This is a genomic window from Kitasatospora sp. NPDC087315, assembly GCF_044744345.1.
In the GTDB taxonomy this organism is placed as follows: domain Bacteria; phylum Actinomycetota; class Actinomycetes; order Streptomycetales; family Streptomycetaceae; genus Kitasatospora.
The window spans coordinates 33,330-54,466 of the sequence record NZ_JBIUYD010000004.1 but is presented as its reverse complement, the minus strand read 5'-3'; the positions used below and the strand labels follow the sequence as shown (position 1 = coordinate 54,466).

The 21,137-nt window shown below is 72.3% G+C and carries 19 protein-coding genes and 2 tRNA genes; 15 read left to right on the top strand and 6 right to left on the bottom strand.

Annotation, left to right across the window (positions count from 1 at the left end):
• The first annotated feature begins 45 nt into the window (after positions 1–45).
• Together ACIO5D_RS07225 and ACIO5D_RS07220 are read left to right on the top strand one after the other, a co-directional pair.
• Positions 46–1,302 carry a S8 family serine peptidase gene (locus ACIO5D_RS07225; protein WP_400794202.1) on the top strand — a complete coding sequence of 419 codons (1,257 nt, stop codon included), beginning with the start codon at positions 46–48 and terminating at the stop codon, positions 1,300–1,302.
• A 207-nt stretch (positions 1,303–1,509) separates the two neighbouring features.
• Entirely contained in the window at positions 1,510–2,850 is a 1,341-nt protein-coding gene (locus ACIO5D_RS07220) for an MFS transporter (protein WP_400794200.1), read from the top strand.
• A 20-nt stretch (positions 2,851–2,870) separates the two neighbouring features.
• Here the strand turns inward: ACIO5D_RS07220 and ACIO5D_RS07215 are convergent, their stop codons facing one another.
• Positions 2,871–3,476, bottom strand: coding sequence for a flavodoxin family protein (locus ACIO5D_RS07215; RefSeq protein WP_400794198.1), 606 nt, complete (start codon positions 3,474–3,476; stop codon positions 2,871–2,873).
• A 163-nt stretch (positions 3,477–3,639) separates the two neighbouring features.
• Here ACIO5D_RS07215 and ACIO5D_RS07210 point away from each other — a divergent pair, with 163 nt between their 5' ends.
• The 4 genes from ACIO5D_RS07210 to galE all read left to right on the top strand — a co-directional run bounded on the left by ACIO5D_RS07210 (position 3,640) and on the right by galE (position 6,185).
• Positions 3,640–4,050, top strand: a complete 411-nt coding sequence (locus ACIO5D_RS07210; RefSeq protein ID WP_400657003.1) for a winged helix-turn-helix transcriptional regulator — start codon at positions 3,640–3,642, stop codon at positions 4,048–4,050.
• A 76-nt stretch (positions 4,051–4,126) separates the two neighbouring features.
• Positions 4,127–4,199, top strand: a tRNA-Thr gene (locus ACIO5D_RS07205).
• Between the two features lie 180 nt (positions 4,200–4,379).
• Positions 4,380–5,048 (top strand): response regulator transcription factor, encoded by a 669-nt coding sequence (locus tag ACIO5D_RS07200; protein ID WP_363606969.1) that lies wholly within the window; start codon positions 4,380–4,382, stop codon positions 5,046–5,048.
• Between the two features lie 174 nt (positions 5,049–5,222).
• Positions 5,223–6,185 (top strand): UDP-glucose 4-epimerase GalE, encoded by a 963-nt coding sequence (gene galE / locus ACIO5D_RS07195; protein ID WP_400657000.1) that lies wholly within the window; start codon positions 5,223–5,225, stop codon positions 6,183–6,185.
• Positions 6,186–6,332: 147 nt separating this feature from the next.
• On the opposite strand, the gene ACIO5D_RS07190 is transcribed toward galE, so the two are convergent.
• Positions 6,333–6,992, bottom strand: coding sequence for a TetR/AcrR family transcriptional regulator (locus ACIO5D_RS07190; protein WP_363606972.1), 660 nt, complete (start codon positions 6,990–6,992; stop codon positions 6,333–6,335).
• 125 nt (positions 6,993–7,117) lie between these two features.
• On the opposite strand from ACIO5D_RS07190, the gene ACIO5D_RS07185 reads away from it, so the two are divergent.
• Together ACIO5D_RS07185 and ACIO5D_RS07180 are read left to right on the top strand one after the other, a co-directional pair.
• Positions 7,118–7,735 carry an NADPH-dependent FMN reductase gene (locus ACIO5D_RS07185; protein WP_400794196.1) on the top strand — a complete coding sequence of 206 codons (618 nt, stop codon included), beginning with the start codon at positions 7,118–7,120 and terminating at the stop codon, positions 7,733–7,735.
• Positions 7,736–8,302: 567 nt separating this feature from the next.
• The gene (locus ACIO5D_RS07180; protein ID WP_400794194.1) at positions 8,303–9,319 is read left to right on the top strand and encodes a LuxR C-terminal-related transcriptional regulator; all 1,017 of its coding nucleotides are present in this window, start codon (positions 8,303–8,305) and stop codon (positions 9,317–9,319) included.
• A gap of 231 nt (positions 9,320–9,550) precedes the next feature.
• Here ACIO5D_RS07180 and ACIO5D_RS07175 read toward each other — a convergent pair whose 3' ends face one another.
• A complete protein-coding gene (locus ACIO5D_RS07175; protein WP_363606976.1) occupies positions 9,551–10,048 on the bottom strand; it encodes a MarR family transcriptional regulator in 498 nt (165 codons plus the stop codon).
• A gap of 111 nt (positions 10,049–10,159) precedes the next feature.
• On the opposite strand from ACIO5D_RS07175, the gene ACIO5D_RS07170 reads away from it, so the two are divergent.
• Positions 10,160–10,951 (top strand): trans-aconitate 2-methyltransferase, encoded by a 792-nt coding sequence (locus ACIO5D_RS07170; protein WP_400794192.1) that lies wholly within the window; start codon positions 10,160–10,162, stop codon positions 10,949–10,951.
• 44 nt (positions 10,952–10,995) lie between these two features.
• On the opposite strand, the gene ACIO5D_RS07165 is transcribed toward ACIO5D_RS07170, so the two are convergent.
• Together ACIO5D_RS07165 and ACIO5D_RS07160 are read right to left on the bottom strand one after the other, a co-directional pair.
• Positions 10,996–11,598 (bottom strand): TetR/AcrR family transcriptional regulator, encoded by a 603-nt coding sequence (locus tag ACIO5D_RS07165; protein ID WP_148643184.1) that lies wholly within the window; start codon positions 11,596–11,598, stop codon positions 10,996–10,998.
• Positions 11,599–11,771: 173 nt separating this feature from the next.
• A complete protein-coding gene (locus tag ACIO5D_RS07160) occupies positions 11,772–12,743 on the bottom strand; it encodes an acyl-CoA desaturase (protein WP_400794190.1) in 972 nt (323 codons plus the stop codon).
• A 373-nt stretch (positions 12,744–13,116) separates the two neighbouring features.
• Between ACIO5D_RS07160 and ACIO5D_RS07155 the strand changes: the two genes are divergently transcribed.
• The 6 genes from ACIO5D_RS07155 (at position 13,117) to ACIO5D_RS07130 (ending at position 18,009) form a co-directional block, all read left to right on the top strand.
• Positions 13,117–13,187 (top strand) — tRNA-Gln (locus ACIO5D_RS07155).
• A gap of 155 nt (positions 13,188–13,342) precedes the next feature.
• Entirely contained in the window at positions 13,343–14,800 is a 1,458-nt protein-coding gene (glmU, locus tag ACIO5D_RS07150; protein ID WP_363606980.1) for a bifunctional UDP-N-acetylglucosamine diphosphorylase/glucosamine-1-phosphate N-acetyltransferase GlmU, read from the top strand.
• A gap of 201 nt (positions 14,801–15,001) precedes the next feature.
• Positions 15,002–15,979 carry a ribose-phosphate diphosphokinase gene (locus ACIO5D_RS07145; RefSeq protein WP_363606981.1) on the top strand — a complete coding sequence of 326 codons (978 nt, stop codon included), beginning with the start codon at positions 15,002–15,004 and terminating at the stop codon, positions 15,977–15,979.
• A gap of 283 nt (positions 15,980–16,262) precedes the next feature.
• Positions 16,263–16,853, top strand: coding sequence for a 50S ribosomal protein L25/general stress protein Ctc (locus tag ACIO5D_RS07140; protein WP_363606983.1), 591 nt, complete (start codon positions 16,263–16,265; stop codon positions 16,851–16,853).
• A 111-nt stretch (positions 16,854–16,964) separates the two neighbouring features.
• Positions 16,965–17,546, top strand: a complete 582-nt coding sequence (pth, locus tag ACIO5D_RS07135; RefSeq protein ID WP_363606984.1) for an aminoacyl-tRNA hydrolase — start codon at positions 16,965–16,967, stop codon at positions 17,544–17,546.
• Between the two features lie 154 nt (positions 17,547–17,700).
• Complete coding sequence (locus ACIO5D_RS07130; protein WP_363606986.1) at positions 17,701–18,009, top strand: hypothetical protein; 309 nt, start codon at positions 17,701–17,703, stop codon at positions 18,007–18,009.
• Between the two features lie 175 nt (positions 18,010–18,184).
• On the opposite strand, the gene ppc is transcribed toward ACIO5D_RS07130, so the two are convergent.
• Entirely contained in the window at positions 18,185–20,920 is a 2,736-nt protein-coding gene (gene ppc, locus ACIO5D_RS07125) for a phosphoenolpyruvate carboxylase (protein ID WP_363607025.1), read from the bottom strand.
• Between the last annotated feature and the right edge of the window lie 217 nt (positions 20,921–21,137).

Here is a 21,137-nt window from a genome sequence, read left to right as displayed (position 1 = left end):
GTGATGCGGCGGACTGGCGTGCGGGTGCGTGGGCGACGTTTCGCCGTGGCGTCCTTGGTAACGGCTGTGGTCGTCGGTCCGGCGGCAGTTCCTGCCGCAGCGGCCGATTCGATTCGTGAACAGCAGTGGCATCTCGATGCCATGAAGGTGTCGGACATATGGAAGATCAGCAAAGGCCAAGGTGTCACGGTCGCGGTGATCGACAGTGGCTTCAAGCTGGACCACCCAGACCTGGTGGGGCAATTGCTGCCAGGTAAGGACTTCAGCGGGCTCCCGGGTGGTGTCGGTGCCTATACCGAAAGCCATGGCACTGAGATGGCTGCCCTTGTCGTGGGCTCCGGAAAAGGGCTGAATGGCAATGGGGCTTATGGTCTGGCGCCGGGGGCCAAGGTTCTCCCAATCAAAATCAAGAACAATGACAACGCTGCCGGAGTGAGTTCCGCGGAATTCCTCAACCAAATCGGCCAGGGGATCGTCTACGCGGCCGATCAGGGCGCCAAGGTCATCAGTATTTCCCAGGCGACATCCGCAGTGCGGGTATCGGCCGACGACATCGCGAGTCTCAAGGCCGCCGTGGCGCACGCGAGCACGAAGGGTGCTCTGGTGGTGGCGGGTGTCGGGAACTCTGCTCAATCGGGCAACCCGGTGCAGTATCCAGCGGCGCTTCCCGGCGTTGTTGGGGTTGGCGCCGTGGACCGAGACGGACTCGCCACGGCAGAATCCGAGCAGGGGGCGCAGGTTGATCTAACCGCACCAGGAATTGAGATCTACAACGCCTGTACCGCGAATTCTGGTTACTGCAAGGGACATGGCACGTCCGACGCCACGGCACTTGTGTCTGCGTCTGCGGCACTGGTCTGGGCAGTGCATCCCGATTGGACTGGTAATCAGATTGCACGTGTCCTTGTCAACACTGCTGGTAAGCCGACGGATGGGTCGAGCCGGAATGACGCTGTTGGGTACGGGATCGTCCGGCCCCGAGTCGCTTTGACGGAGCCGGGGGATCCGGGGCCGGCGGATGTGAACCCGATTTCGGAGCAGTCGGCTGGAGCGCCTTCGGGCGCATCGGCCTCAGTGGTTCCGTCCCAGGCCGAGACGCCCTCGGCGGCCGCATCGGCTGGGTCGGGGGCGGCGCCGACCGAGGACAGTACGCCGGTGGGGTCGCCTGCCGTGCGGCCGGAGGCTGATGGGGTGTCCGGCTCCGGGAGTGTGGTGCCGCTGGTGGTGGCGGTGGTTGTCGGGTTGGTGCTGGTGGCCGGGGTGGTGTTCTTCGTGGTGCGGAGGCGGGCCGCTGCCCGGTAGGCGGTGGTCGGGCGGTGATCCGTGCACGCGGTGGCGGTAGGGGAAGCCGGTCGTCGGATGTGGATGTCGATGGCCGGCGGGGGAGCCGGGGCGCGGTGGGCTGATGTGCGCGTGGGTGCGTGAGGTGGGCGTGCGGGGTGGGGGTGTGCGCCGGTGTCACCCGGGTGGGTGCTGTCAGTGGGGCCGGGGGGTCGTCAGGGTGGCGGTATGGATACGCAGGAAGCCCGGCGGGCGGCCCAGTTGCGGCGAGCGGCGGCCGCGGCGCTGATCGGTACGGCGATCGAGTTCTACGACTTCTTTCTCTACGGGACGGCGGCGGCGCTCGTCTTCGGCGGGGTGTTCTTTCCCGAACTGGGCAGGGTGGGGGCGCTGTTGGCGGCGTTCTCGGTGTACGCGGTGGCGTTTCTGGCGCGGCCGCTGGGGGCGGTGGTGTTCGGGCACTTCGGGGACCGGCTGGGGCGGAAGCGGATGCTGGTGGTGTCGCTGCTGCTGATGGGGCTGTCGACGGCCGCGGTGGGGCTGATGCCGGGGTACGAGGTGTGGGGGTGGTGGTCGCCGGTGGCGCTTGTGGTGCTGCGGGTGTGCCAGGGCGTGGGGCTGGGCGGGGAGTGGGGCGGGGCGGCGCTGCTGATCGCGGAGAACGCGCCGGCCGGGCGGCGCGGGCGGTACGGGGCGTTTCTGCAGCTCGGGCCGGTCAGCGGGTTCGTGCTGGCGAACGGGGTGTTCCTGGTGCTGCAACTGGTGCTGGACGAGAGGGCGTTCGCAGCCTGGGGCTGGCGGGTGCCGTTTCTGGCGTCGTTGGTGCTGGTGGCGGTGGGGCTGTTCGTCCGGCTGCGGATCGAGGAGACGCCGTTGTTCCGGGCAGGGGAGGAGCGGGGCCGACCGCCGGTGGTGGAGGTGTTGCGCGGGCACTGGCGGACGGTGCTGATCGGCTGCGGCGCGATCACCGTGGGGTACGCGTTGTTCTATCTGACCACCACGTACGCGCTGGCGTACGCGACGACGGGGCTCGGGGTGCCGAGCACGATGCTGCTGTCGATGCTGCTGGTGGGCGCCGCAGGGAAGGGGGTGACGGTCTGGGTGAGCGCACGGCGCAGTGACCAGTGGGGGCGCCGGCGCACCCTGCAGATGGCGACGGGGCTCGCGATGGCCTGGTCGCTGGTGCTGTTCCCGCTGCTGGAGACGGTGCGCAGGCCACTGATGTTCCTGGCCCTGGCGGGGGCGATGGTGGTGCTGGGGTGTCTGCTGGGGCCGGTGGCGGCGTTCCTGCCGGAGCTGTTCCCGACCAGGGTGCGCTACACGGGGGCGGCGCTGACGTACAACCTCGGCGGTGTGGTGGGCGGGGCGACCACCCCGTTGATCGCGACCAGGCTGACCGAGGCGTACGGGACGGCGGAGCCGGTCGGCTGGTATCTGGCGGGGCTGGGGGCGGTGGCGCTGCTCTGTCTGCGGCTGCTGCCGGAGACCAGCGGTGCGGAGCTCGGGGCTGTCGGGGTGGACGGCGGACGCCGCCGGGCGCCCGTGCTGGGGGCGGATCCGGCGGCGTGACGCGGGTGGGGCGACCGGGCTCAGGCGGCCTGGGCGGCCAGGGCGGCGCGGCCGGCCAGCAGGACGGCGGTGTGCTTGGCGACCCGCTCGCCGAGGTGCTCGGCGGTGGCGATGTCGGCCTTGTGCACGGCGTCGGCGCCGAGGTCGGAGGGGGTGGAGGCGGTGGCACCGGCGAAGAAGCCGAGGCGGTTGAGGTCGTTCTCGGTGCCGGTGCTGGAGTTCCAGCCGGGCTTGAGGCCGAGGCTGACCCAGCTCATGCCGTGCTGGAAGGCCAGGGTCTGGAAGAAGCCCAGGGTGCCGGCCTTGTCACCGCTCTTGGAGGCGGAGTTGGTGAAGCCGGCGGCGACCTTGTCCAGCCAGGCGTCGCCGAACCAGCGCTTGCTGCTGGCCTCGGCGAAGGCGTGGAAGGCGCCGGAGGCGGTGCCCATGTAGGTGGGTGAGCCGAAGACGATCGCGTCGGCGGCGTCCAGCTGGGCCCACTGCTCGTCGGTGATGGTGTCGACGGCGACCGAGACGACCTCGGCGCCGGTGGCGGCGGCGCCGCGGGCCACGGCCTCGGCGATGACGGCGGTGTGGCCGTAGCCGGAGTGGAAGGCGATGGCGACGGTCGGGCGGGTGGCGGTCATGGCGTGGGCGCTCCTGGGAGGGAGGGATGGGGGCACGGGAGAAAGCTCGAAGGGCAGGCCGGAAGGGGCGGCGTTCCCGGCCTCCCGACGGTCTCCAATATAGACCAAGTCTCTATTGGTTACCAAGGGTGGATCGGAGACCTTCCCCGTTACCCTGGAGGGCATGACGACGCAGGAGCGCTCCCCGGCCGGGCCGGAGCGGGCCCATGAGCTCGATGTCTTCGCTCAGCTCTGTCCGAGCCGGGCCATGTTCGCGGAGCTGGCGGACAAGTGGTCGATGCTGATCCTGATGAGCCTCGGCGAACTCGGCCCGCAGCGCTTCTCCGAACTGCAGCGCGCGGTCGACGGGGTCAGTCGCAAGATGCTCACCCAGTCGCTGCGCACCCTGGAGCGGAACGGCCTGGTGCGTCGTACGGTGCACCCCGAGACGCCGCCGCGCGTGGTCTACGACCTGTTGCCGCTCGGCCGTGAACTGGCCGTGCTGGTGGCGCCGCTCGGGCGCTGGGCCGAGGAGCACACCGAGTTGATGCTCGCCGCCCGCGAGGAGTTCGACCGGGCGCACGCCGACGGCTGAGGCCGGTGCGGCCGGCCGGAGCCGATTTCCCTTCTGGCCCGCCAGCCGTGTAATGTCTTCCTTGTTCGACCGGTTCGCCCCTATAGCTCAGTCGGTAGAGCGTCTCCATGGTAAGGAGAAGGTCTGCGGTTCGATTCCGCATGGGGGCTCAAGTGAAAGGCCCTCGCCCAACGGCGAGGGTCTTTTTCGTGTCCCCGCACCGGCGTCGGGGTGTACGGGGGCGTGACGCGGCCTAGCGGGCCGGGCCCGGAATGCGCTGTGATGGTGCGTCATCGGCCGCCCGCCCCAACGGGCGTGGACGCGGGCCGGACCCCGACCTGGAGGGCGTCATGGGCGTTCGACTCGTGGTGGTCGACGACCACCGGCTGCTGGCCGAGGCGCTGGCCGCCGCGCTCCAGCTGCGCGGCCACCGAGTGCTCGCGGTGGGCTCGCCGGCCGGCGCGGCCGCCGACCTGGTGGCCGGCCGTCGACCCGAGGTGTGTCTGCTCGGGGTAACCGGTCCGGCCGAACCCGGCGCCTTCGACGGGCTGCGCCGGATCCGCCGGGAGCGGCCCGAGGTGGCCGTCATCGTGCTCGGGCCGGTCGGTGAACTGCGCGGTGTGGCAGGCGCGTTCGCGGCCGGGGCGGCGGGCTACGTGCCCAGCGACGAGCGGATCGAGGTGGTCGAGCGGGCCATCGCCCGGGCCCGGGCGGGCGAGGCGGCGGTCGCGGTGGACGTCCTGCGGGGCGCCTTCGACCAGTTGCTGAGACCGGCCGCCGAGCCGGACGACGAAGCCGTCCGGCTGCTGCGGCTGCTGACCCGCCGTGAGGTCCAGGTACTGGCCCGGATCGCGGACGGCGAGGACACCGCGGCGATCGCGGCCGGGATGCGGATCGCCGCCAGCACCGCCCGGACCCACGTCCAGCGGGTGCTGATGAAGCTCGGCGCGCGCACCCGGCTGGAGGCGGCGGCGGTCGCGGCCAGGACCGGGCTGCTGGAGCGGATGGCCCAGGGCTGAGCGGGCGGTTCCGGCGGCGGCCGGGCCCGGCGGACGGTCGCGGCCGGATGGTCCGGAAAGGGCTCCCGGGTGGTCCGGAGCACCCCCGGCGGCCAGGGAGAATAGGCCCCAGTCGTACGTACGTCACCGATGGCCCGCCGAGGCGGCGGACCATCGCCCGCTGGAGGTCTCATCATGAGTAAGTACCTGGTCACGGGTGGCGCCGGCTATGTCGGCAGTGTGGTCGCCGCCCACCTGCTGGAGGCGGGACACCAGGTGACCGTCCTGGACGACCTCTCCACCGGCTTCCGCGAGGGCGTGCCGGCCGGGGCCGAGTTCGTGTCCGGACGCATTCAGGACGCCGGCGAGGTGCTGGACGGCTCCTTCGACGGGGTGCTGCACTTCGCCGCCTCCTCGCAGGTCGGCGAGTCGGTCGCGGACCCGGAGAAGTACTGGCGCAACAACGTGGCCGGCTCGCTGGAGCTGGTCGCCGCGATGCGCAAGGCCGGTGTGCGCAAGCTGGTGTTCTCCTCCACCGCCGCCGTGTACGGCGAGCCGGAGGTCGTCCCGATCGCCGAGACCGCCCGCACCTCGCCGACCAACACCTACGGTGCCACCAAGCTGGCCGTCGACCACCTGATCACCAGTGAGGCCGTCGCCCACGGCCTGGCCGCCGTCTCGCTGCGCTACTTCAACGTGGCCGGCGCGTACGGCGCGTACGGCGAGCGGCACGATCCCGAGTCGCACCTGATCCCGCTGGTCTTCCAGGCCGCCCTCGGGCAGCGCGAGCACATCGCGGTGTACGGCGACGACTACCCGACCGCGGACGGCACCTGCATCCGCGACTACATCCACGTCGCCGACCTGGCCGAGGCGCACCTGCTGGCGCTGGACGCGGCCAAGCCGGGCGAGCACCTGATCTGCAACCTGGGCAACGGCAGCGGCTTCTCGGTGCGCGAGGTGATCGAGTCGGTCAAGCGGGTCACCGGCCGGGAGATCCCGGTGGTGACCTCCGGCCGCCGGGCCGGCGACCCGGCCGTGCTGGTGGCCTCCGCCGAGCGCGCCCACCAGGCGCTGGGCTGGACCCCGCGTCGTCCGAACCTGGACGACATCGTCGCCGACGCCTGGAAGTTCACCCTGGAGAAGAACGGCCAGTAAGGCTCGAAGGCTCCGGCCCGAGGCGCCGCTCCCACCGGTCGGGGGCGGCGCCTCGGGCATGCCCGGGCGCCGGTCGTCGGCGTGCGGTCGTCGGCGTGCGGTCGTCGGTATGCGGGTCGTCGGCGCGCGGCCGTCAGCGCGTGGCAGTCAGTGCGCCGGGCGCGCGGCATAGGCGCGCAGGAACGCCTGTACGCCGGCCGTGATGATCTCCGTCGTCTCCTGCCCGGTGAGCGGATGCGCGCCCCAGTACGAGCGCTGGGTGACCTCGGTCCCGGTCAGCAGCACGAAGTGCTGGGCGGCGCGCGCCGGGTCGGGCGCGTCCAGGAGGCCCTGAGCGGCCAACTCGCCGAACCGGCTGCCGAGTTCGGCCATGGCCCGGCGCGGCCCGGTCTGCTGCCAGGCGTCCAGCAGGGCCTTCGGCAGATGTCCGGCCTCGGCGTTGATCTGCCGGACCAGCGCGAAGTGGTCGGCGAACTCCGTGAGCGCGCTCACCCAGGCCAGGCCGAGGGCGGTGAAGTCCGCCTCCAGGTCGGTGACCTTGGCCAGGGTGCGCCCGATGACCTCCAGGTGGGCGTCCCTGACCTGCCCCGCGCTCTCCTGGACGACGGTCTGGAAGAGCAGTTCCTTGCCCGCGAAGTGGTTGTAGATGGTCCGGGTGGAGACCCCGGCCTCCGCCGCGATGGCGTCGATGCCGGCGCGGGTGTAGCCGTCGCGACCAAAGACCGTACGGGCGGCCCGGGTGATGGCCTGACGCTTCTCGGCGAGCCCTCGGCGGGGCCGTGGCGTCGTCTCGTCCTGGCTGGTCATCGAGGCTCCTCCGAGAAAGATGCAGTCATCGTTTTACTCATTGCCATACACGTTGTACTTTACCTGACGTACCGTCCGGCCGGGCGGCGACCGTCCGGTGAAACGTCGCAACCCTGGAGACCGCAATGCCCGAGACCCTTCGTCAGGCCACGTCCGAGACGCCGGCCACGGCCCCGTGCCGGCTCGCCGTCATCGTCGGCAGCAGCCGGCAGGGCCGCTTCGCGCCCACCGTCGCCGACTGGTTCCTGCGCACCGCCCGGGGCCGGGACGACCTCGACCTCGACGTCATCGACCTGGCCGACCACCCGCTGCCCCGCCTGGGTGACGAGCCCACCGCCGAGCAGGCCGGGCGGCTCGCCGCGCTCTCGCCGCGCCTGGCCGCCGCCGACGCCTTCGTGGTGGTCACCCCCGAGTACAACCACAGCTTCCCCGGCGTCCTCAAGGACGCCATCGACTGGCACCGCGCCGAGTGGCAGGCCAAGCCGGTCGGCTTCGTCTCCTACGGCGGACTCGGCGGCGGGCTGCGCGCGGTCGAGCAGCTCCGGCTGGTCTTCGCCGAGCTGCACGCCGTCACCGTCCGGGACACCGTCAGCTTCCACGGCGCCTGGGCCGTCTTCGGCGACGACGGCGAGCCCGTCGACCCGGCCGTCCCGAACGGGGCCGCCAAGGGCATGCTCGACCAGCTCACCTGGTGGGCGCACGCCCTGCGGGACGCCCGCACCGCCCGCCCGTACGCGGTCTGACCTGCCCGCCCCGACCACCCGTCAAGAGCCGCGCACCCGGGCCGGGCCCCCGAAGCCCGACCGTCCAAGGGGCCGATGAGCGCCGCCGTACCCGCCGCCACCACCGCGGCGCCCGCCCCACCCCGCCCGCGCACCGCCGCGGTCGTGGCCCTCGGCTCGCTGGTGACCGTCCTCGACGCCACGATCGTCGACGTCGCCCTCAACCGCCCTGCCGAGGGCTTCCAGGCCCCCCGGCCGCCGTCCACCACGCCGGCCGCCGTCCACCACGCCGGCCGGCGGCCGGGGCGGGGGGCTGACGCCCCCAGGCACCGACACCCCCGAAACCACCGGCCCCGGGCCGCTTCCGAGCGCCAAGTGGCAGCAAATTCGCACCTCCTGACGAAAGTTCACCAAACCCCCGCCGGGCCGCCCCCTACCCCGTACGCTGAATTCGGTACCGGTGGGGGCCGGCGCCTGGGCCCGACCGGCCGTCCGGGGGGTGGGCCGAGGAGAAGTGCCCAGGTCGCGGCACCGGAGTCTGGGCCGTCACCCCGGGCGCGGGCCGGGTCTAGCAGGGGGGAAGTGGCAATGGGGCGGATCCGCGTCCTGGTGGTCGACGACCACCGGATCTTCGCCGAGGCACTGGCCGCGGCGCTCACCGCCGAGCCCGACGTCGAGGTCGGCGCCGCCGGCAGCGCGGCCGCCGCCGAGCGCGCGCTCGAGCGCGCCGCCACCGAGGGCCGCGCCTTCCACGTCGTCCTGATCGACGCCGACCTCGGCGGCGAGGGCGTCCTCGGGGGGGCGCGCAAACCCCGCCAGCCCGGCGCCGACCCGCCCGATGCCGCGCGGCGGCGCCTGCCGCCCAGCGTGCCCGCGCCCCGCCGTCCGGCCGTCGCACCCGCACCGCCGGCCGGCTCGTCGCCCCCGCACCAGGCCCCGCACCCGGCCGAACCGCAGCGGTCCGAACCGCACCGGCAGGAGCCGTACCGGCCCGAGCTCCGCCGCCAGGAGATCCAGCGGCCGGAACCGTACCGGCAGGAGCCGCACCGGCCCGTCCCCCCGGCGCCCGACGGCATCACCCTGCTCGCCCGGATCCGCCGCAACCACCCCGGCCTGAAGGCGATCGTCCTGGCCACCGCCGACGACCCGCACCGCGCCGCCCGGGCCCTGCACGCCGGCGCCACCGGCTGGGTCGCCAAGGAGAGCTCGCTGGCCCGCCTCCTGGCCGTCATCCGTGGCGTCCTGCGCGACGAGACCCACCTGCCGCCCGCCCTGCTCACCGGTGTCATCCGGGAGCTCACCACCGCGCGACGGGACCGCACCGAGAGCGAACGCCTCGTCGACACCCTCACCCCGCGGGAGAAGCAGATCCTGCGCTGCATGGTCGCCGGCCTCGGCCGGCAGGCCGTCGCCGAACGCCTCTACCTCTCCCCGCACACCGTCCGCACCCATATGCAGAACGTCCTCGGCAAGCTCGGGGTGCACTCCACCCTGGCCGCCGTCGCGGTCGCCCGCCGGGCGGGCGTCAGCCCGTCCGAACCGGCCGCCCCCAGCGCCCCACCATCCGTCGCCTCGACCACAGCTCCCGGCGCCGGCTCCCCGTGACACCCCGGTACCGACTCAGGTTCGTCAGGTCAGGGAAAACCGGGGGCAGATGTCGCCGCACCGTACTTCCGCACGCCCGCATACGGTCCGGAACGGCTCACACCCGGCCCGGAACGACCCGGACACGGCCCGGAACGGTCCCAGCGCCGCCGCCGTACCCCCGACCGGCCTACGCACCCTGATCGTCGGAGCCGGCCGCCGGCGCGGGGGCCGGCCGGGCCGGGGGTGCGCTCAGCCCGGGATGTTGTCGAACGGGGCGACCAGCTGCCGCAGCAGCCCGGCGAGTTCGCCCTGCTGCCCGGCGCTGAGCTGGGCGAGCAGCTCGCGCTCGTGGGCGAGCAGCCCGGCGAGCGCCTGATCGGCCCGGTCGCGCCCGTCGTCGGTGAGCCGGACCAGCACACCGCGCCGGTCGTCCGGGTCGGGCAGGCGCTTGACCAGGCCCTTGCCGGTGAGACGGTCGATCCGGTTGGTCATGGTGCCGGAGGTGACCAGGGTCTGGGTGAGCAGCTGGCCGGGGGAGAGCTGGTACGGGGAGCCGGCCCGGCGCAGCGCGGTCAGGACGTCGAACTCCCACGGCTCCAGGCCGTGCTCGGCGAAGGCGGTCCGGCGGGCGCGGTCGAGGTGCCGGGCGAGTCGGCTGACCCGGCTGAGCACCTCAAGTGGTTCCACGTCGAGGTCGGGGCGCTCTCGGCGCCATGCTGCGACCAGGCGGTCGACCTCGTCCTCCATGACGATCAGTGTATCGGGGGATGTGTCGATGTGAAGTCTCTTGACATCGAGAAATGTAGCGTGGAGGCTGCGCCTGGATATCTTGATGTCGAGATACTTGTGAGGACGATCATGAGCACCCCCGTCTGGGACCCGGAACAGTACCTGCGCTTCGCCGACGAACGGACCCGCCCGCTGCGCGATCTGCTCGCCCGCGTCCCCGCCGTTCCCCACGAACCCGCCGCCACGATCCTCGACATCGGCTGCGGCCCCGGCAACTCCACCGCCGTCCTGCGCCGACGCTGGCCCGAAGCCCGCATCACCGGCATCGACAACTCCGCCGAGATGCTCGCCACCGCCCGCACCGAAGGCGAACCCACCGCCGACTACCGGCTCGCCGACGCCCGCGACTACGATCCGGCCACCGCCGCGCCCGACCTGATCGTGTCCAACGCCACCCTCCAGTGGGTGGACGGGCACCTCGCGCTGCTTCCGCGCTGGGCCGACGCCCTCAGGACCGGCGGCGTCCTCGCCTTCCAGGTCCCCGGCAACTTCGGCTCACCCAGCCACACCCTGCTCGCCGAACTCCGCCGCGACCCCCGCTGGCGCGACGCCGTCGGCGACAACGCCACCCGCGCGGGCGTCCACCGGCCCGCCGAGTACCTGGCCACCCTCGCCGACGCCGGCTGCGCCGTCGACGTCTGGGAGACCACCTACAGCACCCTGCTCACCGGCGCCGACCCCGTCCTGGAATGGGTCAAGGGCACCGCCCTGCGCCCCGTCCTCACCCGGCTCACCGACCCCGTCGACCGGGCCGCCTTCCTCGCCGAGTACGGCGCCCTGCTCCGCGAGGCCTACCCCGCGGGACCGCACGGCACCGTCTTCCCGTTCCGGCGGATCTTCGCGGTGGCCGTCCGCCGCTGAGCATCGCCGGTACCTCCGGGGCCGGTACGCCCACCGCCGGGCGCTCAGGCCTTCCGCTCGCCGACCAGCTTCGGGTGCCGCTCCATCCCCTCCAGGCCGTGCCAGGCCAGGTTCACCAGATGCGCCGCCACCTCCGCCTTCTGCGGCTTGCGGACCTCCAGCCACCACTGCCCGGTCAGCGCGACCATTCCGACCAGCATCTGCGAGTACATCGGGGCAAGGCGGGCGTCGAAGCCCCGCGCCTTGAACTCCAGCCCGAGAATGTCCTCCACCTGCGTCGCGATGTCGCTGATCAGCGACGCGAACGTTCCCGTCGACTGCGCCACCGGGGAATCCCGGACCAGGATCTTGAAACCGTCCGTGGAGGTGTCGATGTAGTCCATCAACGCGAACGCCGCCTGCTCCAGCAGCTCCCGCGAGTGCCCGCCCGTCAACGCCCCCGTCACCATGTCCAGCAGGAGCTGCATCTCGCGGTCCACCACCACCGCGTACAGCCCCTCCTTGCCGCCGAAGTGCTCGTACACCACGGGCTTGGACACCCCGGCCCGCTCGGCGATCTCCTCCACCGAGGTGCCGTCGTAGCCGCGCTCCGCGAACACCGACCGGCCGATCTCCAGCAGTTGCTCCCGCCGCTGCTTCCCGGTCATCCGCACCCGGCCGCCCCGGCGGCGGGGCGCCGGTGCGGTGGTACCCGTCGGGGCAGCGGCACGCGGACGGGCCTGCGCCGCACCCGGCGCGGCGTCCGTCCGCGGGCTCTCGTGGCCGCCTGTGCTGTCTGCGCTGCTCCCGTTCACCCCTACATCATGCTGCAGGCGAGCCCTCATGCGGCGCGGCGGGCGGCGATCCGCTGTGCGTCCGGCCAACGGACGTCGCGGGCCCACCCGGCCAGCTCGAACCAGCGGATCAGCCGTGCCGAGGAGTCGATCTGGCCGCGCAGCACGCCGTGCCGGGCCGAGGTCGGGTCCGCGTGGTGCAGGTTGTGCCAGGACTCTCCGCAGGAGAGCACGGCCAGCCACCAGACGTTGCCGGAGCGGTCACGGGAGCGGAACGGGCGCTCGCCGAGCGCGTGGCAGATCGAGTTGATCGACCAGGTGACGTGGTGCAGCAGCGCCACCCGAACCAGCGAGCCCCAGAAGAACGCGGACAGGGCACCCTGCCAGGAGAGCGTGACCAGCCCGCCGACCAGGGGCGGCAGCAGCATCGAGATCGCGGTCCAGAGCCAGAACAGCCGGGAGATCCGCCTTATGGCCGGGTCGTGGACCAGATCCGGCGCATAGGTCAGCTGCGGGGTCTGCTCCTCGTCGAAGAGCCAGCCCATGTGCGCCCACCAGAGGCCCCTGAGCAGGGCCGGGATGCTCTCCCCGTAGCGCCAGGGCGAGTGCGGGTCGCCGTCCTTGTCGCTGTACCGGTGGTGCTTGCGGTGGTCCGCCACCCAGCGCACCAGCGGTCCCTCGATCGCCAGGCTGCCGGCCACCGCGAGGGTCAGCCGCAGGGCCCGGTTGGCCTTGAAGGCGCCGTGGGTGAAGTAGCGGTGGTAACCGATCGTGATGCCGTGGCAGGTGAGGAAGTACATGGCGGTGGCGATCGCGAGGTCCGTCCACCCCAGCCCCCAGCCCCAGGCCACCGGCGCGGCGGCGAGCAGCGCGGTGAAGGGGACGGCGATGAACAGCCCGAGCGCGATCCGCTCGGCGAGCCCCTGTTTCTCCCCGCCGCGGGTGGCGGAGAGCAGGGTCGGGGCGGTGTCGGCGGAGAGCGCGGTATCGGCGTGTGCCTCGCCGGCCTGGATGGTCATGGGGTGTCCCTTGGGGGAGGGGGCGGAGGCTACGTTTGCGTAACTTACGGCATCGTAGGTTGCGCTCCGCCACGAAGGAAATACGGCACCCGGGGGCGCTTTAGTGAATTCACTCGACTGGATGGATGAACCCGGGACCGGGCCCGTGTCCGGACGGATCGCCCACCGGATCACCGCGTCCGGGCCGGGGTGGCCGGCCCGACGGCGGGGCGGGCGGGCCCGGGTGCCTGTCCGTCAACGTCCCCGGCGGAGCGGACCCCTACCGGTGGATCGCGGGGCGGCGGTCGGGAAATGGAGGTGGATTACGGCGCCGTTCACCCCGTAGTCTTGGGCGAGCGCGCCCTGGCGGCACCGGGGCGCGGTGACGGTACCGTCCCGGATCGTCTAAGGGCAGGACAGCTGGTTTTGGTCCAGCTTATGGGGGTTCGAATCCTCCTCCGGGAGCACCTCAGAGGCCGTGTGGCCGGTGCGGGGCAGACCCGTGCTGGCGTTGCGCCGGGCTGCCCCGCACTATCCTCGAAGCGCCGGGGCGCAGACGTGCGGATCCGCTCCCCGGCCCGCACTGCCCTCTCTGTGAACCGACTGAGGAGCCTCCCCCCGTGAGTGCCAATTCGCCTGCCGCCGTTGTCGTGCTTGCCGCCGGTGGCGGGACCCGGATGAAGTCGAACAGCCTGCCCAAGGTGCTGCACGAGGTGTGCGGGCGGTCGCTGGTGGGCCACGCGGTCGCGGCGGCCCAGGAGTTGACGCCGCAGCAGCTGGTCGTGGTGGTCGGGCACATGCGGGAGAAGGTGCGGGAGCACCTGACGGCGCTCTACCCGGCGGCGCGGGCCGTGGTGCAGGAGGAGCAGAACGGCACCGGGCACGCCGTCCGGACGGCGCTGGAGGCGCTGGCCGCGGACGGGGTGGAGCTGGACGGCACGGTGATCGTCACCACCGGGGACGCGCCGCTGCTGACCGGGGCGACGCTGCGCTCGCTCGCCGAGGCGCACGCCGAGCAGGGCAACGGCGTGACGGTGCTGACGGCCGTGGTGCCGGACCCGTTCGGCTACGGGCGGATCCTGCGCGACGGGGCCGACGGCGCGGTCGCCGCGATCGTCGAGGAGAAGGACGCCTCCGACGCCCAGCGGGCCATCGGCGAGATCAACTCCGGGGTCTTCGCCTTCGACGCGAAGCTGCTGGCCGAGGCCCTCTCCCGGGTGACCACGGACAACGTGCAGGGCGAGGAGTACCTGACCGACACCCTGGAGATCCTGCGGACGGCCGGCCACCGGGTGGGCGCGGTCGTGGCCGCGGACTACCGGGACATCCTGGGCATCAACGACCGGGTGCAGCTGGCGCAGGCCCGCCGGCTGCTGAACGACCGCCTGCTGGAGCGGGCGATGCGCGAGGGTGTCACCGTGGTGGACCCGGCGACGACCTGGTTCGACGTGCAGGTGTCCTACGAGCCGGACGCGGTGGTGCTGCCCAACACCCAGCTGCAGGGCTCCACCCACCTCGGCGAGGGCTGCGAGGTCGGCCCGAACTCGACGATCAAGGACACCCGGATCGGCGCCGGCGCGCGTGTGAGCAACGCCACGACGGACGGTGCGGAGGTGGGCGACTTCGCCGTCGCGGGGCCGTACGCGTACCTGCGGCCGGGGGCGAAGCTGGCCCGCAAGGCGAAGGTCGGCACCTATGTCGAGGTGAAGAACTCGGAGCTGGGCGAGGGCGCCAAGGTGCCGCACCTGTCGTACATCGGGGACGCCACGATCGGTGAGGGCACCAACATCGGCGCGGCCTCGGTCACGGTGAACTACGACGGGGTGAACAAGCACCGCACGGTGATCGGGGCCCACTGCCGCACGGGTTCGGACAACATGTTCATCGCTCCGGTGACGGTCGGCGACGGCGCCTACACCGGGGCCGGCTCGGTGATCACCGCAGACATTCCGCCGGGCGCCCTGGGGGTGAGCCGGGCGCAGCAGCGCAACATCGCGGGATGGGTGGAGCGCAAGCGTCCGGGCACCACGTCGGCGCAGGCCGCGGCCGCCGCGACGGACGGGGCCGACGAGCGCTGAGGAGGCCGGCGGGGCTCCGAGGGCCGGTCCCGGGGCGGACGGTTTCTGCGCGGGCGCGTAACCTTGGGGACATACGTGCGCCATAGGGCTTACCGCCCGTGTCAAGGCGTACCGACATTCCCCCGACCCCTGTCGCGAGCGGGCCTGTGCCTGTCCGCGGTGCGGACGGGTTCAGCGTCAGCAACGCGAGGAGACGGTGCAGTGAGCGGGATCACGACGTCGGGTGAGAAGAAACTGAAGCTCTTCTCCGGCCGTGCCCACCCCGAACTGGCGAGCGAGGTGGCCGCGTCGCTGGGGACCGAACTGGTTCCGACGAAGGCGCTGGACTTTGCGAACGGGGAGATCTACGTCCGCTTCCTGGATTCGGCGCGTGGTGCGGACTGCTTTGTGATGCAGAGCCACACGGCTCCCATCAACCAGTGGATCATGGAACAGCTGATCATGATCGACGCTCTGAAGCGGGCCTCCGCGCGGAGCATCACGGCGATCCTGCCGTTCTACGGCTACGCCCGCCAGGACAAGAAGCACCTGGGCCGTGAGCCCATCTCCGCCCGCCTGATCGCCGATCTGCTGCGGCAGGCGGGCGCGGACCGGCTGATGGCGGTGGACCTGCACACGGCGCAGATCCAGGGCTTCTTCGACGGCCCGGTGGACCACCTGTTCGCGCTGCCGCTGCTGGCGGACTACCTGGGCGCGAAGGTGGACCGGGACCGGCTGACCATCGTGTCGCCGGACGCGGGCCGGGTGAAGGTCGCGGACCAGTGGTCGGACCGGCTGGGCGCACCGCTGGCGATCATCCACAAGCGCCGTGACATGACGCAGGCGAACACCATCCTGTCCGCCGAGGTGGTCGGTGACGTCAAGGGCCGGGTCTGTGTCCTGGTCGACGACATGATCGACACGGCCGGCACGATCTGCGCCGCCGCCGACGCGCTGTTCGACAACGGTGCCGCGGACGTGATCGTGGCGGCCACGCACGGCGTGCTGTCCGGTCCGGCGGCGGACCGCCTGAAGAACTCGCGGGTCAGCGAGTTCGTCTTCACCAACACGCTGCCGACGCCGGCCGAGCTCCAGCTCGACAAGATCACCACGCTGTCGATCGCCCCGTCGATCGCCGCGGCGATCCGCGAGGTGTTCGAGGACGGCTCGGTCACCAGCCTCTTCGAGGGCGTGCACTGACGAAGCCCCGCGCAGGCGGCCCCGGTCCCTCGCGGGCCGGGGCCGCCGCCGATTTCGCGGGAGGCCGCCGGTGCGGTTAGACTCGTGAAACTGCTCGGCGAGGGATGCCGTGTGCCTGCTTGCCGGGTGCCCGCTCCGTGATCGACGCGCTGCCGGTGCCGGATTTCCGATGGCCGGCAGAGGTCGTGCACCGCCGAGTGACCCCCGAACGTACTGAGGGTGTGGTCCCGGCGGTTTTTCGCGTTGCCTGCACCCCCGCGCCATTTTCACGAGGAGTGCAGTCGTGTCCGAGATCCGCATTGCCGCTGAGACCCGTACCGAGTTCGGCAAGGGTGCCGCCCGTCGTGCCCGCCGCGCCGGCCTCGTCCCCGGAGTCGTCTACGGCCACGGCCACGCCCCGGTTCACCTGAACCTGCCGAGCCACGCCCTGATGATGGCGCTGAAGACCCCGAACGCCCTGCTGGTCGTGCCGATCGAGGGCAAGGACGAGTACGTGCTGCCGAAGGCCGTCCAGCGTGAGGCCATCAAGCGCACCATCGAGCACGTCGACCTGCTGCTGGTGAAGCGCGGCGAGAAGGTCACCGTCGAGATCCCGGTGCACACCGAGGGCGAGCTGGCCCCCGGCGGCAACCTGCTGGAGCACGTGCTCAACGCCCTGCCGATCGAGGCCGAGGCCACCCACCTGCCCGAGTCCGTGACCGTCTCGGTCGAGGGCCTGGAGGCCGGTGCCTCGATCCACGCCAAGGACATCACCCTGCCGGCCGGCGTCACCCTGGCCGTCGAGGCCGACGCCGTCGTGCTGCAGGTCATCGGCGCCCAGGCCGCCCCGGCCGAGGAGGAGGCCGAGGAGGCCGAGGCCGGCGCCGAGGCCTGAGCCTCCCGCCAGTCACTGACACCGCTGCCCCGGCCGCTCCCGTACTGGAGCGGCCGGGGCAGCGGTGTGTCCGGGATGATGTCGACGAGGGTCGAGTTCGAGGAGCGTGGGATGAGCGAGGACGCGTACGAGGGGCCGTGGCTGGTGGTCGGGCTCGGCAACCCGGGTGAGCAGTACGCCCGGAACCGGCACAACATCGGGTTCATGGTGGTGGACCTGCTGGCGCAGCGGATGGGCGCGCGGTTCAAGGCGCACAAGAGCCGGGCGCAGGTGGCCGAGGGGCGGCTGGGCGGCCGGCGGGTGGTGCTGGCGAAGCCGATGTCGTTCATGAACCTCTCGGGCGGTCCGGTGACCGCGCTGCGGGACTTCTACAAGGTGCCGGCGTCGGCGCTGGTGGCGGTCCACGACGAGCTGGACATCGACTACGCGGCGCTGCGGCTGAAGCTGGGGGGCGGCGACAACGGTCACAACGGGCTGAAGTCGATCACCAAGTCGCTGGGCCCCGACTACCACCGGGTGCGGTGCGGTATCGGCCGTCCGCCGGGGCGGATGGAGGTCGCGGACTTCGTGCTGAAGGACTTCTCCAGTACCGAGCGCAAGGAACTGGAGTGGTTCGTGGACCGCTCGGCGGACGCGGTGGAGGCGCTGTTGTCCGAGGGGCTGGAGCGGGCGCAGGGGACGTACAACTCCTGAGCGGTGACCGGGCGTCAGCCCGGCGGCCGCCACGCCGGGCGGGTACGCAACAGTCGTACAACGCTTGGCCGTCCAAACCTGAATAGGTGTGAGAAACCTGTGCGCGATCGGATAGCGTCGGGAGGGTACGCGAACGGGTCCTGGGGAGTTCTCGATGCGGAGATTGCGGCCGGTCCGAGTGGTGCGGCTGAGGCAGCTCGGACGGCGGGTGGGTACGGCCGGTGCGCTGGGGGCGGCCGGAGTGCTGCTCTCCGGTGGCGGTCTGGCACATGCGGAGTCGGTGGCGGAGCCCGATCCGGGTGTGGTGTCCCCGGAGCCGGTGTCGGCGCAGCTGGGGCCGGTGCTGGGCGGTTCGGTCGGCGGTGACGCGGGCCTGCTGGCGGTCGGCGGCGGTCTGGTCGTGGCGGCCGGCGGCGCGGCGCTCTGGCTGAAGCGCCGTCGTGCGGGCGATCCGGGGGAGTAGCGCACGTGGTGTCCGGCGGGGCCGGTGTCCGGGTTCCGGGCACCGGCCCCGCCGTGTTCGACCGTGTTCGACGGCCGGTGGTGGAACCGTGGGCCCGCGTCGCGCGGGGGACGGACGGGACGGGCCCCGTGGCATCGGGTGATGCCACGGGGCCCGTCCGTCGTCGCGGGGCCGGTCAGCCGGTGTTGCGCAGGCCGGCGGCGATGCCGTTCACGGTGAGCAGCAGCGCGCGGGCGCGCAGCGGGTCCTCGGTGAGGCCGGCGGCGACCTCCTCGCGCTGGCGGCGCAGCAGCGCGACCTGGAGGTAGGAGATCGGGTCGAGGTAGGCGTCGCGGACGGTGAAGGTCTGCTTCAGCACGGGGTTGTGCTCCAGCAGTTCGCTCTCGCCGGTGAGGCGCAGGACCTCGCGCAGGGTGAGCTCGTGCTCGGCGATGATCTGGTCGAAGATGTGGTGCAGCTCGGCGGGGACGAGCTGCTCGACGTAGTGGCGGGCGATCCGCAGGTCGGTCTTGGCCAGCGTCATGGCGACGTTGGACAGGAAGTTGCGGAAGAAGTGCCACTGGCCGTACATCTCGTCGAGGACGTCGCCGAGGCCGGCCGCGCGGGCGGCGGCGAGGCCGGAGCCGACGCCGTACCAGCCGGGGACGATCTGGCGGGACTGGGTCCAGCCGAACACCCACGGGATGGCCCGCAGTCCGTCCAGGCCGGCGCCGGAGTCGGGGCGGCGGGACGGGCGGGAGCCGAGGTGGAGCGAGGCGAGCTGGTCGACCGGGGTGGCGGCGAAGAAGTACTTCGGCAGGTCGTCCTGCTCGACGAGGGCGCGGTAGGCCGTGTGGGCGGCCGCGGAGACCTGGTCCATGGCGGCGTCCCAGCGGGCCAGTTCCTCGGGGGCCTGGCGCGGCGCGGTGTGCAGCGCGGAGGCGGAGAGGGTGGCCGAGATGGTCAGTTCGAGGTTCTCGCGGGCCAGCGAGGGCAGCAGGTACTTGTCGGAGATGACCTCGCCCTGCTCGGTGACCTTGATCTCGCCCTCCAGGGTGCCCCAGGGCTGGGCCAGGATGGCCTCGTGCGAGGGGCCGCCGCCGCGGCCGACGGTGCCGCCGCGGCCGTGGAAGAGGCGCAGCCGGATGCCGTAGCGGTGGGCGACGTCGCGCAGCCGGCGCTGGGCGCGGTGGATCTCCCACTGGGAGGTGGTGATGCCGCCGAACTTGGAGGAGTCGGAGTAGCCGAGCATGACCTCCTGGACGTCGCCGCGGAGCGAGACGAGCAGGCGGTAGGACGGGTCGGAGAGCATCTCGTCCAGGATGCGGTCGGCTTCCCGGAGTTCGTCGGTGGTCTCCAGCAGCGGCACGATGCCGATCTTGGCGATGCCGGCGTGGAGGTCGATCAGGCCGGCCTCGCGGGCGAGGACGGTGGCGGCGAAGACGTCGTCGGCGCCCTGGCACATGGAGATGATGTAGCTCTCGACGATCTCGTCGCCGAACCGCTCGAAGCCCTCGCGGATGGTGTTGAAGACGCCGAGGGTCTTGGTGCCGGCGGCGTCGAGCGGGGCCGGGGTGGGGGCCAGCGGGCGGCGCGAGCGGAGCTCCTTGGCGAGCAGCTTCTGCCGGTACTCGCGGGGCATGTCGTTGTAGCGCCAGGCCTCCTCGCCGAGCCGGTCGAAGAGCTGGCCGAGCGCGTGGTGGTGGGCCTCGGCGTGCTCGCGGACGTCCATGGTGGCGAGCTGGAGGCCGAAGGCCTCGATGGTGCGGATGGCGCGGGCGAGGCGCCCGTCGGCGATGAGTTCGCCGCGGTGGGCGCGCAGGGAGTCCTGGATGAGGCGCAGGTCGGCGATGAGCTCGCGGGTGCCGAGGTAGTCGCGGCCGTCGATGTGCGGGGTGCCGTGGGACAGCCGCTCGCGGGTGTTCTCCAGCTTGAGGCGGACGCAGGTGGCCTTGAGGCGGTAGGGCTCCTCGGCGTTCATCCGCTTGTAGCGGGGGCTGAGTTCGGGGAGCGCGTGCAGGTCGTTGTTGAGCGACGCGAGCAGCTCGACCGAGGCGCCGGCGAGGCGCTCCGAGGTGGAGAGGGAGTTGCGCAGGTCGTCGACGGCGGCGAGGGCGTCCTTGATGCCGTACTCGTGCTGGAGGTTGAGGACGTCCCAGGTGACCTGGGGGGTGACGTTGGGGTTGCCGTCCCGGTCGCCGCCGATCCAGGTGCCGAAGGTGAGCGGGCGGACGCCGTCGGGGAGGCTGAGGCCGACCCGGGCCAGCTCCTCGTGCAGTTCCTCGAGGACCTCGGGGACGGCGTCGCGGTAGAGCTCGTCCAGGTAGTAGACGGCGTTGCGGGCCTCGTCGGTGGGCTCGGGGCGGGCGATGCGCAGCTCGTCGGTCTGCCAGAGCAGGTCGATGACCTCGGCGAGGCGCCGGTCGGCCTGGCGCTTGGCGGAGGAGGTGCGGGCCGGGTCGGCGGCGGCGAGACCGGAGGCGAGCTGGTCGCGGTGGACGCGGTCGAGGAGTTCGCCGATCCGGCGGAGCTTGTTGAGGACGCTGCGGCGGGCGGCCTCGGTGGGGTGGGCGGTGAAGACCGGGCGGACCGCCAGGTGGGCCAGGGTGTCGGCGAGGTGCTTGGGGTCGGCCTCGGCGAGCTGGTCGGCGGTCTGGGCGAGGAGGGAGCCCTCGCGGGCGCGGCGGGTAGCGAACTCGCGGCCGCGGTGCACCTGCTCGGTGACGTTGGCGAGGTGGAAGTAGGTGGAGAAGGCGCGGACGAGCTTGGCGGCGGTCTCCAGGTCGATGTCGGAGAGCAGTTCGGCGGTGGCCTCGCCGTTGGTGCGGCTGAGCAGCCGGACCTGTTCGACCAGGCCCAGCAGCTGGGGGCCTTCCTGGCGGACGAGCGTCTCGCCGAGCAGGTCGCCGAGGCGGCGGATGTCCGCGCGCAGGGCGGCGTTGTCCGCGACTGGGCCGGCGGCGCCGACATGGCTGGGGCTGTCCGCCGGGGTGGGGACCGGAGCGGTCACGGCTGGCTCCCTGTGGTGGTGGGGTTCGGCAACGGCTCATCGTCACAGTTCCGCGCGCGTGTGGCGCGTGTGACGCGTGCGGACCGCGCTGTCCGACGCGACCAGCATAGGTGTCGGGAGGGTCGCTGTCCGCGAGGTG

What these genes read in the sequence shown, in the direction of transcription:
- ACIO5D_RS07215 (WP_400794198.1), bottom strand. Translation starts at nt 3,476, where the DNA reads ATGACCGCCACCCGCCCGACCGTCGCCATCGCCTTCCACTCCGGCTAC.
- ACIO5D_RS07180 (WP_400794194.1), top strand. Translation starts at nt 8,303, where the DNA reads ATGGGGCGGATCCGCGTCCTGGTGGTCGACGACCACCGGATCTTCGCC.
- ACIO5D_RS07200 (WP_363606969.1), top strand. Translation starts at nt 4,380, where the DNA reads ATGGGCGTTCGACTCGTGGTGGTCGACGACCACCGGCTGCTGGCCGAG.
- ACIO5D_RS07210 (WP_400657003.1), top strand. Translation starts at nt 3,640, where the DNA reads ATGACGACGCAGGAGCGCTCCCCGGCCGGGCCGGAGCGGGCCCATGAG.
- ACIO5D_RS07220 (WP_400794200.1), top strand. Translation starts at nt 1,510, where the DNA reads ATGGATACGCAGGAAGCCCGGCGGGCGGCCCAGTTGCGGCGAGCGGCG.
- ACIO5D_RS07165 (WP_148643184.1), bottom strand. Translation starts at nt 11,598, where the DNA reads ATGACCGGGAAGCAGCGGCGGGAGCAACTGCTGGAGATCGGCCGGTCG.
- pth (WP_363606984.1), top strand. Translation starts at nt 16,965, where the DNA reads ATGAGCGAGGACGCGTACGAGGGGCCGTGGCTGGTGGTCGGGCTCGGC.
- ACIO5D_RS07170 (WP_400794192.1), top strand. Translation starts at nt 10,160, where the DNA reads ATGAGCACCCCCGTCTGGGACCCGGAACAGTACCTGCGCTTCGCCGAC.
- galE (WP_400657000.1), top strand. Translation starts at nt 5,223, where the DNA reads ATGAGTAAGTACCTGGTCACGGGTGGCGCCGGCTATGTCGGCAGTGTG.
- ACIO5D_RS07160 (WP_400794190.1), bottom strand. Translation starts at nt 12,743, where the DNA reads ATGACCATCCAGGCCGGCGAGGCACACGCCGATACCGCGCTCTCCGCC.
- ACIO5D_RS07185 (WP_400794196.1), top strand. Translation starts at nt 7,118, where the DNA reads ATGCCCGAGACCCTTCGTCAGGCCACGTCCGAGACGCCGGCCACGGCC.
- ACIO5D_RS07130 (WP_363606986.1), top strand. Translation starts at nt 17,701, where the DNA reads ATGCGGAGATTGCGGCCGGTCCGAGTGGTGCGGCTGAGGCAGCTCGGA.
- ACIO5D_RS07175 (WP_363606976.1), bottom strand. Translation starts at nt 10,048, where the DNA reads ATGGAGGACGAGGTCGACCGCCTGGTCGCAGCATGGCGCCGAGAGCGC.
- ACIO5D_RS07190 (WP_363606972.1), bottom strand. Translation starts at nt 6,992, where the DNA reads ATGACCAGCCAGGACGAGACGACGCCACGGCCCCGCCGAGGGCTCGCC.